General features: G+C 27.5%; 13 protein-coding genes and 1 riboswitch. Of the genes, 12 read left to right on the top strand and 1 reads right to left on the bottom strand.

Annotated features, from left to right (window positions below; genetic code table 11):
• Positions 1-138: 138 nt before the first annotated feature.
• Together nifJ and murJ are read left to right on the top strand one after the other, a co-directional pair.
• Positions 139-3,669, top strand: coding sequence for a pyruvate:ferredoxin (flavodoxin) oxidoreductase (gene nifJ, locus BN899_RS17045; RefSeq protein WP_042277954.1), 3,531 nt, complete (start codon positions 139-141; stop codon positions 3,667-3,669).
• Positions 3,670-3,871: 202 nt separating this feature from the next.
• Positions 3,872-5,437, top strand: coding sequence for a murein biosynthesis integral membrane protein MurJ (murJ, locus tag BN899_RS17040; RefSeq protein WP_042277952.1), 1,566 nt, complete (start codon positions 3,872-3,874; stop codon positions 5,435-5,437).
• A gap of 45 nt (positions 5,438-5,482) precedes the next feature.
• Here murJ and BN899_RS19145 read toward each other — a convergent pair whose 3' ends face one another.
• On the bottom strand, positions 5,483-5,656 hold the full coding sequence (locus tag BN899_RS19145; protein WP_154658908.1) for a hypothetical protein: 174 nt from the start codon (positions 5,654-5,656) through the stop codon (positions 5,483-5,485).
• Positions 5,657-5,890: 234 nt separating this feature from the next.
• Here BN899_RS19145 and BN899_RS17035 point away from each other — a divergent pair, with 234 nt between their 5' ends.
• From BN899_RS17035 to BN899_RS16995, 10 genes are all read left to right on the top strand, one after another.
• On the top strand, positions 5,891-6,100 hold the full coding sequence (locus BN899_RS17035; protein ID WP_042277950.1) for a NifU family protein: 210 nt from the start codon (positions 5,891-5,893) through the stop codon (positions 6,098-6,100).
• A 140-nt stretch (positions 6,101-6,240) separates the two neighbouring features.
• Positions 6,241-9,432: a sensor histidine kinase gene (locus BN899_RS17030; RefSeq protein WP_042277948.1), complete on the top strand. Its 3,192-nt coding sequence runs from the start codon at positions 6,241-6,243 to the stop codon at positions 9,430-9,432.
• Between the two features lie 254 nt (positions 9,433-9,686).
• Positions 9,687-10,556 (top strand): YitT family protein, encoded by an 870-nt coding sequence (locus BN899_RS17025; RefSeq protein ID WP_042277946.1) that lies wholly within the window; start codon positions 9,687-9,689, stop codon positions 10,554-10,556.
• Between the two features lie 329 nt (positions 10,557-10,885).
• Positions 10,886-11,067: riboswitch (cobalamin riboswitch) on the top strand.
• A 138-nt stretch (positions 11,068-11,205) separates the two neighbouring features.
• Positions 11,206-12,231, top strand: a complete 1,026-nt coding sequence (locus tag BN899_RS17020) for an ABC transporter substrate-binding protein (protein WP_042277944.1) — start codon at positions 11,206-11,208, stop codon at positions 12,229-12,231.
• Between the two features lie 10 nt (positions 12,232-12,241).
• Positions 12,242-13,333 carry a FecCD family ABC transporter permease gene (locus tag BN899_RS17015; RefSeq protein ID WP_173399949.1) on the top strand — a complete coding sequence of 364 codons (1,092 nt, stop codon included), beginning with the start codon at positions 12,242-12,244 and terminating at the stop codon, positions 13,331-13,333.
• Entirely contained in the window at positions 13,333-13,587 is a 255-nt protein-coding gene (locus tag BN899_RS20695) for an ABC transporter ATP-binding protein (RefSeq protein WP_330362594.1), read from the top strand. The genes BN899_RS17015 and BN899_RS20695 overlap by 1 nt, the downstream gene beginning before the upstream one ends.
• Entirely contained in the window at positions 13,565-14,101 is a 537-nt protein-coding gene (locus BN899_RS17010; RefSeq protein WP_330362593.1) for an ABC transporter ATP-binding protein, read from the top strand. The genes BN899_RS20695 and BN899_RS17010 overlap by 23 nt, the downstream gene beginning before the upstream one ends.
• 110 nt (positions 14,102-14,211) lie before the next feature.
• Complete coding sequence (gene modA, locus BN899_RS17005; protein WP_042277940.1) at positions 14,212-14,970, top strand: molybdate ABC transporter substrate-binding protein; 759 nt, start codon at positions 14,212-14,214, stop codon at positions 14,968-14,970.
• A 29-nt stretch (positions 14,971-14,999) separates the two neighbouring features.
• A complete protein-coding gene (modB, locus tag BN899_RS17000) occupies positions 15,000-15,677 on the top strand; it encodes a molybdate ABC transporter permease subunit (RefSeq protein ID WP_042277938.1) in 678 nt (225 codons plus the stop codon).
• Positions 15,678-16,715: a sulfate/molybdate ABC transporter ATP-binding protein gene (locus tag BN899_RS16995; RefSeq protein WP_042277936.1), complete on the top strand. Its 1,038-nt coding sequence runs from the start codon at positions 15,678-15,680 to the stop codon at positions 16,713-16,715.
• Positions 16,716-16,792 lie beyond the last annotated feature (77 nt).

The raw sequence follows: 16,792 nt of genomic DNA, 5'->3' as shown, positions 1-16,792 counted from the left end.
TTAAAGGATTATAAGTTATATTTGCAAAAAATTATTAATTAGTTTGGTAAAAGATGAGTATTATATCGAATTTATGTAAAAAATAATTAGGATTTATATACTAAAATAAATAAAACCTAAAATGAGAGGAGATATAATATGTCAAAAATAATGAAGACAGTTGATGGAAATACAGCTGCTGCTTATGTAGCATATGCTTTCACAGATGTTGCATCAATATTTCCAATAACACCATCAACAACTATGGCTGAAGTAGTAGATGAATGGGCAGCTCAAGGATTAAAAAACATATTTAATCAAAAAGTAAATGTAGTAGAAATGCAATCTGAAGCAGGAGCAGCAGGAACATTCCATGGTTCACTACAGGGTGGAGCTCTTACAACTACCTTCACTGCATCACAAGGATTACTTCTAATGATACCAAATATGTATAAAGTTTCAGGGGAATTACTTCCGGGAGTATTCCATGTTAGTGCACGTGCAATAGCAGCTCAAGCTTTATCAATATTTGGAGACCATCAAGATGTTATGGCAACAAGACAGACAGGATGCGTAATGTTAGCATCAGGATCAGTGCAAGAAGTTGCAGATATAGCGCCAGTTGCTCACTTAGCAGCAATAAAAGGTAGATTGCCTTTTGTACATTTCTTCGATGGATTTAGAACATCACATGAAATTCAAAAAGTAGAAGTACTAGAATATAGCGATTATGAAAAATTAGTAGATAAAAAAGCACTTCAAGAGTTTAGAGATAGAGCTTTATCTCCAGATCATCCAGTTACTCGTGGTACAGCTCAAAACTCAGATATATACTTCCAAACTAGAGAAGCAAGCAATAAGTATTATGATCAAATAATACCAATAGTAGAAGACTATATGAAACAAATGAGTGAATTAACAGGAAGAAATCACAGTTTATTCAATTACTATGGAGCTGAAGATGCAAAAGAAATATTAGTTGCCATGGGATCGGTAACTGAAACTATAGAAGAGACAATAGATGAACTAAATTCTAAAGGAGCAAAATATGGATTAGTTAAAGTTCATTTATATAGACCGTTCTCTAAAGAACATTTATTTAATGCAGTACCTAAAACTGTTGAGAAAATATGTGTAATAGATAGAACTAAGGAACCTGGTTCAATAGGAGAGCCACTATATTTAGATGTTAGATCAGCATTTTATAATAGAGAAAATGCACCTATGATAATAGGTGGAAGATACGGACTTGCATCAAAGGATGTTACACCTTCAGATATAAAAGCTATATTTGATAACTTAGTAAGTGAATCACCTAAAGATCAATTTACAGTTGGTATAAATGATGATGTAACTAACACATCTATAGAAGTTAAAGATGAGCTAAAATTAAGCCATGAGGGAACTATAAACTGTAAGTTCTGGGGACTAGGTTCAGATGGTACAGTTGGAGCTAATAAGCAAGCAATAAAGATAATTGGAGATAATACAAAAAAATATGTACAAGCATATTTTGCATATGACTCTAAAAAATCAGGCGGTATAACTATGTCTCACTTAAGATTTGGAGACAGACCAATTAGATCAACTTACTTAATAGATAACGCTGATTATATAGCTTGCCACAATCAATCTTATGTAAATCAATATGACTTATTAAGAGGGCTTAAAAAAGGTGGTATTTTTGTTTTAAACACTATATGGAATGATCAAGAATTAGATATTCATTTACCGGCAAAAATGAAAAACTACATAGCTAATAATGACATTAAATTCTATACAGTAAATGCTACTAAACTAGCTCAAGAAATAGGTCTTGGAAATAGAATAAATATGATAATGCAATCTGCATTCTTTAAGCTAACTAATATAATATCAGAGGAAGAGGCTACTGAATACTTAAAATCATCTATAAGTAAAGCTTATGGTAAAAAAGGTGAAAAAGTAGTTAATATGAACTACGAAGCAGTAGAAAAAGGTAAAAACTCAATAACAAAAATTGAAATTCCTCAAAGTTGGGCAAATGCAACTGACGAAGCAAAAGAAAGCAACAATGAGCCTGAATTTATAAAGAATATATTAAGACCTATGAATGCGCAAGAAGGAGATGGATTACCTGTAAGTGCATTTAATGGAATAGAAGATGGTACAATTCCTTGTGGTACAGCTGCATATGAAAAGCGTGGTATAGGAGTTAATGTACCAGAATGGATATTAGAAAATTGTATCCAATGTAATCAATGTTCATATATATGTCCTCATGCTACTATAAGACCGTTCCTTGTGAATGAAGAAGAATTAGCGAAAGCACCAGAAGGATTTGAAACTAAAAAAGCTGTAGGTAAAGGATTTGAAGGATTACAATATAAAATACAAGTAGATACTATGGACTGTACAGGTTGTGGAAATTGTGCAGATGTATGCCCAGCTAAAGAAAAGGCATTAGTTATGAAACCACTTCATACTCAAATAGAAAAAGAAATACCAAATTGGGACTTCGCTGTTTCAGAAATTTCATACAAAGGGGATTTAGTAGCTGGTAAAACAGTAAAAGATTCTCAATTTAAAACTCCTTTAATTGAATTCTCAGGTGCGTGTGCAGGATGTGGAGAAACACCATATATTAAATTAGTTACTCAACTATTTGGAGAAAGAATGATAATAGCAAATGCTACAGGTTGTTCATCAATATGGAGTGCATCATCTCCAACTAGTCCATACACAATAAACCATGAAGGTAAAGGTCCTGCTTGGGCAAACTCATTATTTGAAGATAATGCAGAGTTTGGATATGGAATGTATTTAGCATCTAAACAAATGAGAAGTAAAATAGAAGATGTGATGAATGAGTTATTAACTATGGAAGGCACAGAAAGTTTAAAAGAATCTTTTGAAGCATGGATAGCTAATAAGGAAAAAGGTGAAGAGTCTAAAGAAAGTAGTAAAAAAGTACTACAAGCTATAGAAGGAACTTCATTTAGTCCAGAGGTACAATCTTTAGTCAATGAGATAAAGGATAGAAAAGACTATCTAGTTAAGAGATCTCAATGGATTATAGGTGGAGATGGTTGGGCATACGATATAGGATATGGAGGCCTAGATCATGTAATTGCATCTGGAGAAGATGTAAATATATTAGTATATGATACAGAAATATATTCTAATACTGGAGGACAATCATCTAAGGCTACACCAGTAGCTGCAATGGCTAAATTTGCAGCATCAGGAAAAAGATCTAGAAAGAAAGATTTAGGTATGATGGCAATAACATACTCAAATGTATATGTAGCACAAGTATCTATGGGTGCAGATAAGAACCAATTAATGAAGGCTATAATAGAAGCTGAAAATTATGATGGCCCATCATTAATAATAGCTTACGCACCATGTATAAGTCATGGTTTAAAAGAAGGTATGGGAAGAAGTATAGCTAATGAAGCTCAAGCAGTTTCATGTGGATATTGGCATTTATATAGATATAATCCAGAGTTAAAAGAACAAGGAAAAAATCCATTTATATTAGATTCTAAAGAGCCTAAAGAAAGTTTTAGAGATTTCTTAATGGGTCAAGTAAGATATTCAGCAATTGCTAAACAGTTCCCAGACATATCTGAAGAATTATTTACATTAGCTGAAAAATACGCAAAAGAAAGATATGAAAGCTATAAAAGATTAGCAGAACAAATGTAGTTACAAAAGGGTGCATAGCTTATAAAACTATGCACTCTTTTTATATATTTATAAATATGAAAATTTATATAAATAAGCGCAATTAGTAAGATATTATTTATATAATTAAAATTTGATATAATTAGAATATAGTTGTACAATATTATATAAAAATATTAAAATAATATAGAATATAATAGTTTAGTAGAGAAGAGGATTATATATGGCAAAGAGAACTAAAAAGGCAGCAGTTATTCTTATGACTATAATATTAATATCAAAAATAACAGGATTTCTAAGAGATATAGTATTAGCACAGACATTTGGAGCTGGAGATATAACAGATGCATACCTTACAGCGTTAAATATACCTGTAGTTTTATTTGATGGAATAAGTGCAGCGCTTGGAACAACATTTATACCTATGTTTTTTAAAGTTAAAGATAGTGACGGAGAAGAAGGAGTAAATAAATTTACTAGCAATGTATTGAATATAGTTATGATACTAAGTGTATTATTTATTATTGTAGGTATGATATTTGCACCATACATAGTGAAATTATTTGCCATGGGATTTAGTGGAGATGTATTAAATCTTACTGTAGAATATTTAAAAATATTATTATTCTCAATGATATTTATAGCAGCTAATGGGCTTATATCTTCATATTTAGTAGCATCAGGGGACGTTTATATATCAGGTCTTATAAGTATTCCATTTAACATATTTGTTATAGGAGCAATAATATTAGGATCTATAACAAATTCTTATGTTATGGTATTTGGTACTTTAATTGCATATATAGCTCAACTTTTATTCCAGCTACCGTTTTTATTTAAAAAAGGATATAAACATAGATTAAAAATAAATTTTAAAGATGAAAATATAAAGCAAGTAGTGTATCTTGTTATACCAGTATTTTTTGGTTCATATGTAGGGCAGATAAACTCAATAGTCAATAGAACTTTAGCATCTACCTTAGAGAAGGGAAGTATAACTGCATTAAACTATGCAAATAAGCTAAGTATGTTTGCTGTAGGTGTAATAGTCGTAGCATTATCTACAGTGATATATCCAGTTCTATCAAAATTAGCTAGCGAAAACAATATAAAAGGATTTAAAGCTAATTTATCAAAATCTATAAATATTATAGTAATATTAATGGTACCTATAATGATAATGATTATGGATTTTTCAACTCCTATAGTAAGAATTTTATTTGAAGAAGGATCATTCGATTCACATGCTACATATTTAACATCAACAGCGTTATCTTGTTATTCTGTAGGTATAGTAGCATATGGACTTAGAGAAATCTTGGCTAAAGGGTTTTATTCATTGCAAGATACTAAAACACCAGTAAAAAATGCTACTATATCTGTAGTTATAAATGTTGTATTTTCTATAGTTTTAGTAAAGTATATGGGGATTGGTGGACTAGCTTTAGCAAGCTCTATATCTGCTATATTAACTACCATGTTACTTTTCATATCTTTAAGGAAAAAAATTGGAAAGCTAGGATTTAAAAATATATTCATAACATTTATAAAAGTATCAATAGCTTCAGTTATTATGGGAATAGCAATGAAGTTTATGTATAATGATATACTAGGATTAGGAAATGGGTTTACTATAGAAAATAGAAAATTTATAGGAGTGGATACTATAATTTCTGTATCTGTAGGATTAATCATTTATATAGTATTAATATTACTATTTAATATTAAAGAAGTAAAAGAAATATCCGAAATTGTAGTAAATAGAATAAAGAAATATAAAAAAAAATAAAGTCTTAAGGACCTTATTTTTTTTATTTTAATTATGTATAAAATTTTATTTAAATAATAGATTTGTAGCAGTACCACCTACTAAAGCAGGTATAATTGATGATAATAAGCATAGTTTCATATCTATGAAGCTTATGTCTCCTTTAAAATTTAAACTATATAAAGCCACAAAAAGTATATACACAACTAAATATATAATTAATTTATTTATATACTTCATATATACTCATCTCCTTATAATAATTTATACTTTAATTATAAATTATTTTCATTATCTATGCAAACATTTTCCTGGAAGGGTTTAATATATTTTAAAAATATAATTAAAAATATTATAAAAAGAAGTTAATTAAAAACAAATTATAAAAGTGAAAAATAAGAAAAGGATATATAAATAGAGCATAGAAACTTATGAATATATGCAATTATAAATTATTATTTTAGGGGGAAGTTTATGACAGATAAGGTGTCAGCTGTTATTGAAAGAATAAGGCCATTATTACAGAAAGAAGGTAAAGATTTAAAGCTAGTAGATGTAAATGATCAGGGGGTTGTATTGGTAAGATTAGAGGGAGATTGTAAAAATTGTCCAGTTTCAGCAGCTACCTTAAAGTTAGTGGTAGAAAATTTATTGACTAAAGAAATTGAAGGTATAAAAAAGTAATAGGTATATAAAATCACTCATGTATGAGTGATTTTTTATTTCTGTATATTAACCCAAATCTCTAAATATGGAAAAAGATGTAAAAATGTAGTATAATTTAAAAAAAATGTAAAAATATAGGGATATCATAAGGGGAAGAGATGAAAAAAATAAGCTTAGTAAATATTTTAACGATTAATATTTTAAGCTTTATATTTTTTGTTATGAGTTTCTTTAATGTAAATGCATATGCACATGATATAAAGTTTAGAAATATTAAGCATGAAGATGGATTATCTCAAGCAACAGTAGAGACGATAATTCAAGATAAGCAAGGATACATTTGGATAGGTACAAATGATGGTCTTAATAAATATAATGGATACGAATTTGATGTATATAGGCATCATCAAGATTCTGAAAATAGTATAACAAATAATTATATTGTTGATTTACAAGAGGATAAAGAAGGTAATATATGGGTAGGAACGGCTAATGGATTAAATAAAATAAATGCTCATGGGAAAATAACTAATTACTTCGCAGAAAAAGATAATGGGAACCTATCTAATAATAATATAGGTGATATTCTAGTAACTAATAAAGAAGACGTTATTATTGCCACATCAAATGGTCTTAATATTTACGATAAAGAAAAGGATGAATTCAAGCGAATTTTGAAGGGTAAAAATGATATAACTAGCCAGTTTATCCATACGCTAAAACAAGATGGAAATGGTGATATATGGATAGGCACTAAAAATGGATTAAATAAGTTAGATGTTAAGAATGAAAAAGTTTATAAATTTTATAGCGATAAAACAGAAAATAGTATAAGCGAAAATAATATATATGGACTTTCATATGATGATGATGGTTATATATGGATTGGAACATTTAAAGAAGGATTAAATAGAATAGATATAAATACTCATGAAATAAAAAAGTATAAAAATAACCCTAAAGATATAAATTCGCTTCCTGGAAATTATGTCAAGGATGTATATAAAGATAGTAATAATGTATTATGGATAGCTACAGATAGAGGATTAGCAAAATATAATGATAAAGATGATAACTTTATAGCATATAAAAATAAAATGTATGATGACGACAGCTTAATTAATGATGATTTATTTACAATTATAGAAGATAAAAGTGGATTAATTTGGGTAGGTACTTATAATGGAATAAGTGTTTTTGATGCTAATAACAAAATGGAACACTATAAAAAAGATCCAACTAATAAAAATTCTTTAAGTGATAATTTAATACATGGTATATATGAAGATAAGGATGGATTATTATGGGTAGGGACAAATTCTAAAGGTGTAAATGTAATAGATAGAAATACTGACGAAGTGACTCATATAAATAAGGATAACACCAATAGACTTTTTATTAATGATTCTATAAATGATATAACAGGTAAAGATAATATAATATACATTGGAACTGATAATGGACTAGTAAAAATTAATAAAGATAAAAATACTATAGATACATATGATAAATCTAATGGAATATGTGAAGACAATGTAAGGTGCCTATATTTAGATAGCAAAGGATATTTATGGATTGGAACTACGGATGGGGTAAGCATATTAAATACAAAAAATAATGAAATAAAAGATATTACTAAGATATTGAAGGATAATGGCATAGAAGATTTATATGCTAGAGTAATATATGAAGACAAAGAAGGTATTTATTGGATTGGGAGTTTTGTAGATGGTGGGTTAATAAGGATAGATTCAGTTAAAAAGACTATAAAAAACTATAAAAGAAAAGACAATGATAAAAGAACTATAAGTAGTGATACAGTAAGGTCAATAGCCGAAGATAGTAAAGGAAATTTATGGGTAGGTACTAGTTATGGGTTGAACAAATTCAATAAAAAGTCAGAAACATTTACAAGGTATACGGTACACGATGGGTTATCTAATGATACTGTATATGGAATATTAATTGATGAAGATGATAATCTTTGGATTAGTACTAATGAAGGTATTTCAAAGCTAGATTCTGAAAATAATAAATTTGAAAAATTCGGATCAACGGATGGGCTTCAAGGAAATGAATTTAATGGAAGCGCATCCTATGAAAATAAAAAAGGTGAGTTCTTCTTTGGAGGAACTAATGGACTTAATATATTCAATCCGAAAAATGTGAAGAAAAATGCTTATATTCCAAATGTTGTTTTTGATAAATTCGAAGTTAATGGAAAAAGATATAATAGAATAGATGGGTTGAAATTTAAATACAATGAAAATTTTATAAATATAAAGTTGTTTATTTCAGATTATAGGAATATAGAAAATGTACAATATAAATATACATTAGAAGGTACAGACTCTGAGTGGCATACAATAGATACAAATAATATAAATTATAGTAATTTACCTTCAGGTAATTATACTCTTAAAGTAAAAGCAAGAAGTCATAATGGAGAAATAACTAATGAAAATAAGGTAAGTTTTACCATATTACCGCATCCATTAAAAAGTGATATAGCTATATTCATATACTTTTTACTTCTTATATTAATAATATATTCATATATAAACAGAATGAAATATCTAGATAAATTAGTAACAAAAAAGACAGAGCAACTAAGTGATGAAATGGAAAAAAGTAAGGAACTATTAAATAAAGTTATTCAATTAGAAAGAAATAAGAATAGCTATTTAATAAATTTATCTCATGAACTTAGAACACCTTTAAATGTAATATATACAACAGAACAACTTATAACTGAGTTTAATAAATCTGAGAAAGGTGTGGATAGAGAAAAACTGAGTGACTATATGAAGGTAATGAACAGAAATACAAAACGTTTACTTAATTTAATAAACAATTTAATAGATACAACTAAAATAGATCATGGAAAGTATAAGATTAATTTAAAAGAAGAAAATATAGTATACATAGTAGAGGAAGCGACATTATCATTAAAAGAATACGTAGAAAGTAAAGGAATTCAGTTAATAATTGATCCAGAGATTGAGGAAAAAGATATAAAGTGCGATGCATATGAGATAGAAAGATGTATAGTAAATTTAGTAGGAAATGCAGCAAAATTCACACCAAGTGGGGGTACTATTGAAGTTAAGATAAAAGAGCTAAACAATAGGGTAGTTATAACTATAAAAGATAATGGTATAGGCATAGATCCTAAATATCATAAATTAATATTTGATAGATTTAATCAAATAGTAGATGTTAACTCGGAGGTAAAGGGTGGAAGTGGTTTAGGTTTAACTATTACCAAGCATATTATAGATATGCATAATGGAGAAATTTACGTTGAGGGCAATTTAGGGGAAGGAACTAAGTTTACAATTATATTATAAAAGTAAAAATGCGGATATTTATTTTATAAATATCCGCATTTTTATTTATATAAATAAAAAGAATATACTATACGGGGGGGATATTTATAAAACTTGATAGTATATAAATGGGATAGTGACATACAATAAAATCTAAATGAAAAATAAAGTATGAATAAATACGAATATTATTGAAAGTATTGTCAAAATTAAACGATAGAGTTACAATAAGATGTTGCAAATATGCATGTATTTATTGAAAAGGAGGAGCACAAATGACAACAGCTAAATCTTTAAATATTGAAGAGAATAAATTTTTACAATTTGGATTAATAATTATTGGTACTATACTTCAAGCTGTGGGAATCAATGCTTTTTTAGCACCAGCTAAGATGCTAAGTGGTGGATTAGCCGGTATATGTATAATTTTAAATCAGACATTAGGTCTTAACCAAGGTATGATGAGTTTCTTAATAAATATACCTATATTTATATTAGGTAGCAGATTTTTAGATAGGAAATTTTTAGTAATTAGTTTTTTTAATATGATTTTATTCTCAGCTTCTTTAGGTGCTACACAAGATTTATTCCAAGGGCTTTATATGGATGATATTATGTTACAGTGTATATTTGGTGGAGTATTAAATGGGATTGGTATGGGATTAGTATTCAAAGCTAGAGCATCGGCAGGAGGGCTTGATATAATAGCAGCTATAATGAAAAGAAAATTTGGTATACCTTTAAAGAATACATATTTGATAGTAAATTTCTTTATTATATTTGCTGGAGGATTCTTATTTGGAGCAAAACCAGTAATGTATACTTTAATAGCTATGTATTTAACATCAATAACAATGGATATGGCAAAAGATATATTAGATAAAAATAAATCAATACTTCTTATATCAGAAAAGTATGAAGAAATAGCTAAAGCTATAATGACTGAAATGGGAACGGGTGTAACATTCCTAGAAGCTGAAGGAGCATACACTAATAATAAAAAGAAAATAGTATATTGTATTGTTGCAGCAGGTCAAGTTGCAAAACTTACAGAATTAATATATAAAAAAGATGAAAGTGCCTTTATATCTGTAAATCATGTAGAAGAAGTAAGAGGTGCTGGGTTTAGAGAAAAATTCTTATAAATTAAAAATACATTATAAAGAGTCTATGGGTTTCTACACTATTTAAAGCAATAGTTAGTGTTCATGGACTTTTTAAGTTTACATATAAAGAAAAAACTATATATTTTAAAATAACTTAACCAATCAATAAAGGAAAAAATAATTATATATAAAATAGTTAATGGAATGGTTATATAAATGAAAAAGATAATAAAGCGTATCTTACAAGAGGGATAAAAGAAATCTGATAACGTTTTTAATAAAAAATACATTAATTAAATAAAATACCCAATAATATAGAAAAAAACATAAATTCTTATATAATTAGAGATAAAGTAATAAAATTATTGCTATATATGGATAATGCTGGTTTTATATGAAATTAAAAAGGAAGATGGATGAAATTTCCACACAGTGCCGCTACTGTAATTAAGGAGTGCTAACTTACTATGCCACTGAATTTATAATTTGGGAAGGCTAGTTAGTGCGATGATTTATAAGTCAGGAGACTTGCCAGTATTAAAATATCGATACTCTTCGGTACAAAGAGAGATATAAAACACAAATAAACATGAACAAAGTGTTATTACTGAGAGTGTCCTTATATTATATCTATAGGCAGTTATGATTTTTTACAAATTATAATTTAGATGTAAAATGGAGGATAAGCATGAAAAAAATTAAGCAGATTATGGTATTTTTATTAAGCTTCATATTTATAATTGGAGCTGTTGGATGTAGTTCAACAAATGAAAAAAAGGATGAAGGTAAAAGTAATTCAAAGGTGGAAGAGTCAGAAAATAAAGATTCTCACTATCCAGTAACTATTACAACTTATAATTATAAAAAAGAACCAGTTGAAATAACTTTTGATAAAGCTCCTGAAAAAGTTGTAGCTATATATCAAAACTCAATTGAAACTATGTTAGCATTAGGATTAGAAGATAAAATAGTTGCAGCAGCAGGTCTTGACCATGATGTAAAAGATGAATATAAAGAAGCATTTAAAAAAGTGAGATATTTAGAAGAATTTACACCATCAAAAGAAAGTATAATAATGGAAAGACCAGACTTTATATTAAGTTGGTATTCATTATTTGATGAAAAAAGATTAGGTGAAGTAAATTACTGGCATGACAATAATATAAATACATATATGTCTTTAAATAGTGGTGTAAAAGATGAAAGAACAATAGAAAATGAAATAACTGATATATTAAACTTAGGTAAAATATTTAATGTAGAAGATAAAGCTAAAGAGCTAGTAGATAAAATAAATAAAAAGGTTGAAGAAGTATCTAAATCGGTACAAGGTAAAGAAAATCAAAGTACTTTAATTGTAGAATTTTTAGATGACCAAATAACTACTTATGGAGCTAATACATTAGGTGGAGATATGGTTAAAAAATTAGGTGCAGATTTATTAAATCCTCAAGGTAAAAAAATTAGTGAAGAAGATTTAATAAACTTAAATCCAGATTCCATATTCGTTGTATATATGGATAGATCAGATGAAAATGTTCCTAAGCAAGAGGTAAATAAAATATTAGAAAATAAAGCACTAAAAAGTTTAGATGCAGTTAAAAATAAAAGAGTATATGGGGTACCTTTAGGAGATATGTATTCTAGTGGTATAAGAACTATTGATGGTATAAATACTTTTGCAAAAGGATTATATCCGGACTTAAAAAACTAGGAGAGTCATAATGGAAAAAGAAATTTATATTGAAGATAAAAAATCAAATATATTTAAAGGAGCACCTATATATATAGGTGTTTCTATATTTTTATTAATACTATTATTTTTATCAATAGGACTTGCAGTTACACTTGGTTCTGTAGATATAAGCATAAAAGAAGTATATAGTATTATTTTTTATAAATTATTTAATATTGGACAAACTGAAACTCTAGGTAATGGAGCTATTCATGATGTTGTATGGCTAATAAGACTTCCAAGGATTATATTAGCGATAGCGGTAGGTGTAGGATTATCAGTAGTAGGAATAGTAATGCAAGCTATTGTAAAAAATCCACTAGCTGATCCATATATATTAGGTGTATCATCAGGAGCATCATTAGGAGCTACAATAGCTGTTATGTTTGGTGTAGGTTCAATATTAGGAAGTAACGCAATAGGTATTACCGGTTTTATAGGAGCGTTTATAGTATCTATATTAGTTCTTGTTATATCAAATATTGGAGGCAGAGCAAACTCAATAAAACTTTTATTGGCAGGAACTGCACTAAGTTCAGTATGTAGTGCATTTTCAAGTTTTATAGTATATATAGTAGATGATGCAAGTAAAATGAAAACTATAACATTTTGGCTTATGGGTAGTTTGGCAGGAGCTAAATGGGAAGAGATAATTTTTATACTACCTATAATAATAATTGGAACTATATTTTTTATAACCCAATATAGAACATTAAATTTAATGTTATTAGGAGATGAAGTTTCAATTACTTTAGGAACTGATTTACATAAGTATAGACATGTTTATTTGATAATAACATCATTAATGATAGGAGTTTTAGTGTATGCGTCTGGTATGATAGGATTTGTAGGGCTTATTATACCTCATATCGTAAGAATGATATTCGGAACAGACCACAAAAAGATAATACCGATAGCTGCAATATTAGGAGCAATATTTTTAATATGGGCAGATGTATTATCTAGAATAATAATAAAAGGAACAGAAATTCCAATAGGTATATTAACATCTATAATAGGGTCTCCATGCTTTATCTGGTTAATGATAAAAAATACTTATGGATTTGGAGGCAAAAACTAATGCATATAAAAACAGACAAAGTAAATGCTAAGATAGGTGATATAGATATACTAAAAGATATAAATATAGATGTTGATAATAAAGAGTTCGTAGGAATAATAGGTCCAAATGGAAGTGGAAAGTCTACATTTTTAAAATGTATTTATAGAACATTAAAACCACATGATGGAACTATAAAATTAGATGAAGTAAATATAGATAAGTTATCTATAAAAGAAACTGCTAAAAAAAATGGCTGTTGTATCTCAGCATAATTATTATGATTTTGATTTTAGTGTTAAAGAAATTGTATTAATGGGAAGGTCTCCTCATAAAAAAATGATGGAAAGAGATAGCGAAAATGATTACAAAATTATGTATGAATCTTTAGATAAAGTAAATATGCTAGATTTTAAGGATAGAATATTTTCAACACTATCTGGAGGAGAACAACAACGTATAATACTAGCAAGGGCATTGGCTCAAAAAACTTCATGTTTAATATTAGATGAACCAACGAACCATTTAGATATAAAATATCAATTACAATTAATGGATATAGTTAAAAATTTAAATATAGAAGTAATAGCAGCAATACATGATTTAAATATTGCAGCTATGTATTGTGATAAGATATATGTATTAAAAAATGGAGAAATAGTTAAATATGGAACTCCAAAAGAAGTATTAACTAAGAAATTAATAAAAAAAGTATATGAAGTTGATGCAATAGTCAATGAGGATAGCGAGACTGGATTAATTAATATACTTTTCAAAAGAAATTTATAATAAAATTTATAGCACCTAAGTTATTAGGTGTTCTTTTTATGTAAAAATATATAATATAATGAAAAAATATACAATATAATGTACTATTATATTAAGGGAGGGATAGAAAAATGAAAAATATAATTAAAAGGTTATGTTTTATTATTCCATTTATTTTATTAATGGTTGGGTGTGAGTCTAAAAACACTGTTGAAGAAATTAATATATCAGCTGCAGCTAGTTTAAAAGAAGTTATGGCTGAAATAAAAACGGAATATGAAAGTAAAAATAAAGATGCAAAACTTACTATAAATTATGGAAGTTCAGGCTCTTTAAAGCAACAAATTGAACAAGGAGCTCCATGTGATATTTTTATATCAGCAGGAAAAAAACAAGTAGATGATTTAGATAAAGGTGGATTTTTAGTATCTGACACAGTTAAAGAGCTTACAAGAAATAAGCTAGTTTTAATAGCTCCAAAGGATGGAAATTTAGAAAATATAGATGATTTGACTACAGATAAAATAAAGCATATAGGTGTTGGATATCCTGATAGTGTACCAGCAGGTAAATACGCAGATGAAGTATTAAATAGTTTAAATTTAAAAGATAAAGTAAAAGAAAAATTAACATTTGGAAAAGATGTAAAAGAAGTATTAGCTTGGACAAGCTCAGGAAATGCTGATGCAGGATTTGTTTATATAAGTGACACTGTAAATAATGATAGTGTGAAAGTAGTTGAAATTATAGATGAAAAAAATCATTCACCAATAATTTATCCAGTAGCAATTACAAAAAGTAGTAAAAAATATGAACAGAGTAAGAAGCTTGAGGAGTTTTTACTTAGTGAAGATGTTAAAAAAATATTAAATAAATATGGATACAATTAAAGATTATAAAGTATAGAAAGGAATTAGTTATGGATTGGTCACCACTATATATATCTATAAAAACTTCTATTCTAGCTACTATTATTACCTTTTTTATAGGGATATTGGTGTCTTACAAAATGGCAATGTATAAAGGTAAATTTAAGGGCCTAATTGATGGACTATTAACTATATCCTTAATATTACCACCAACAGTAATAGGTTTTTTTCTACTACTTATTTTAGGAAAAAATTCGATATTAGGAAAGGTACTTTTTTCATTTGATAAAAATATAATATTTACTTGGTCAGCAACGGTTATATCAGCAGTTGTTGTTTCATTTCCTATGATGTATAGAACGAGTAGATCAGCATTTGAGCAAATTGATGATAATATCATTTTATCAGCAAGAACATTAGGTCTTAGTGAGTTAAAGATTTTCACTAAGATTGCTATTCCACTAGCTTATCCTGGAATTATTGGAGGCACAGTATTATCATTTGCTAGAGCATTGGGTGAATTTGGAGCAACTTTGATGATAGCAGGTAATATTCCAGGAAAAACTCAAACCATGCCAGTAGCTATTTTTTTTGCTGTTGAAAGTGGAGACATGAATAAGGCTATGACTTGGGTAATTATGATTATTTTGATATCATTTTTTATGATTATAATGCTAAATTACTGGTCTGATAAACAACAAAAAATAATAGGAAAGAGGCTAAAGTAAATGTCATTTTATATTGATATAGAAAAGAAACTAGAATCTTTTAATTTAAAAGTTAAATTTGAACAAGAAGGTAATGTTCTTGGTTTTTTAGGTGAATCTGGTTGTGGTAAAAGTATGACTTTAAAATGTATAGCCGGGATTGAAACTCCGACAAATGGAAAAATTATACTAAATAATAGAATATTATTTGATTCAGAAAAAAAAATAAATTTATCAGTACAGGAAAGAAAAATTGGATTTCTATTTCAAAACTATGCACTTTTTCCACATATGACTGTAAGGGAGAATATAGAAATTGGATTATTTAACCTAGAAAAAAGTAAGGTAAAAGATATATCAAATAAATATATTAAACAATTTAAATTAGAAGGATTAGAAAATAGATATCCTCACCAACTATCAGGAGGACAATCTCAAAGAGTCGCATTGGCTAGAGTTTTAGCTACAGAACCACAGATATTACTTTTAGATGAACCATTCTCAGCACTAGATTATCATCTTAGAAGTGATATGGAAATAGAATTAGTAAATATATTAAATGAGTATAACGGTGAAGTAATATTTGTAACTCATGATATAAAAGAAGCATACAGAGTTTGCGATGATATAGTAGTATATGATAAAGGGATATCTAAAGATAAAAAAAGTATAGAAGAGTTATTTAAAAATCCGAATTCAATTGTAGAAGCTAAAATGACAGGTTGTAAAAATATATTAAAAATAGAAAAGACTAAAGGTAATAATTTTTATGCTAAAGACTTAAGCTTTTTAATTAATACTAATAAAATTTTAAATGACAATACTAATTATATAGGAATTCGCCAAGAACACATTAATTTGAAAAAAGATATAAAAGGATTATTTGAAATAAAAAATATAGTAAAAAATCCTTTTGGATATACAATTTTTATTAAAAATAAAGAAAATAGAGAATGTAAATTTATTCAAGTAGACTTATACAAAGATAGTATAGAGTTTAATATTAATGATAGTTTAAATTTAGATATAAATGAAGATAAAATAATGTACTTAAAATAAGCTTTAAGTTTTAGAAAAATTAATTAAGATATATAATATTCATTAGATAACTCCTGCATTTATAAGGTGTTATCTTT

This window comes from Faecalimicrobium dakarense (assembly GCF_000499525.1).
GTDB lineage: Bacteria > Bacillota > Clostridia > Peptostreptococcales > Peptostreptococcaceae > Faecalimicrobium > Faecalimicrobium dakarense.
Note: the sequence above shows the minus strand (reverse complement) of the source record. Positions and strands in the feature narration are given on the sequence as shown.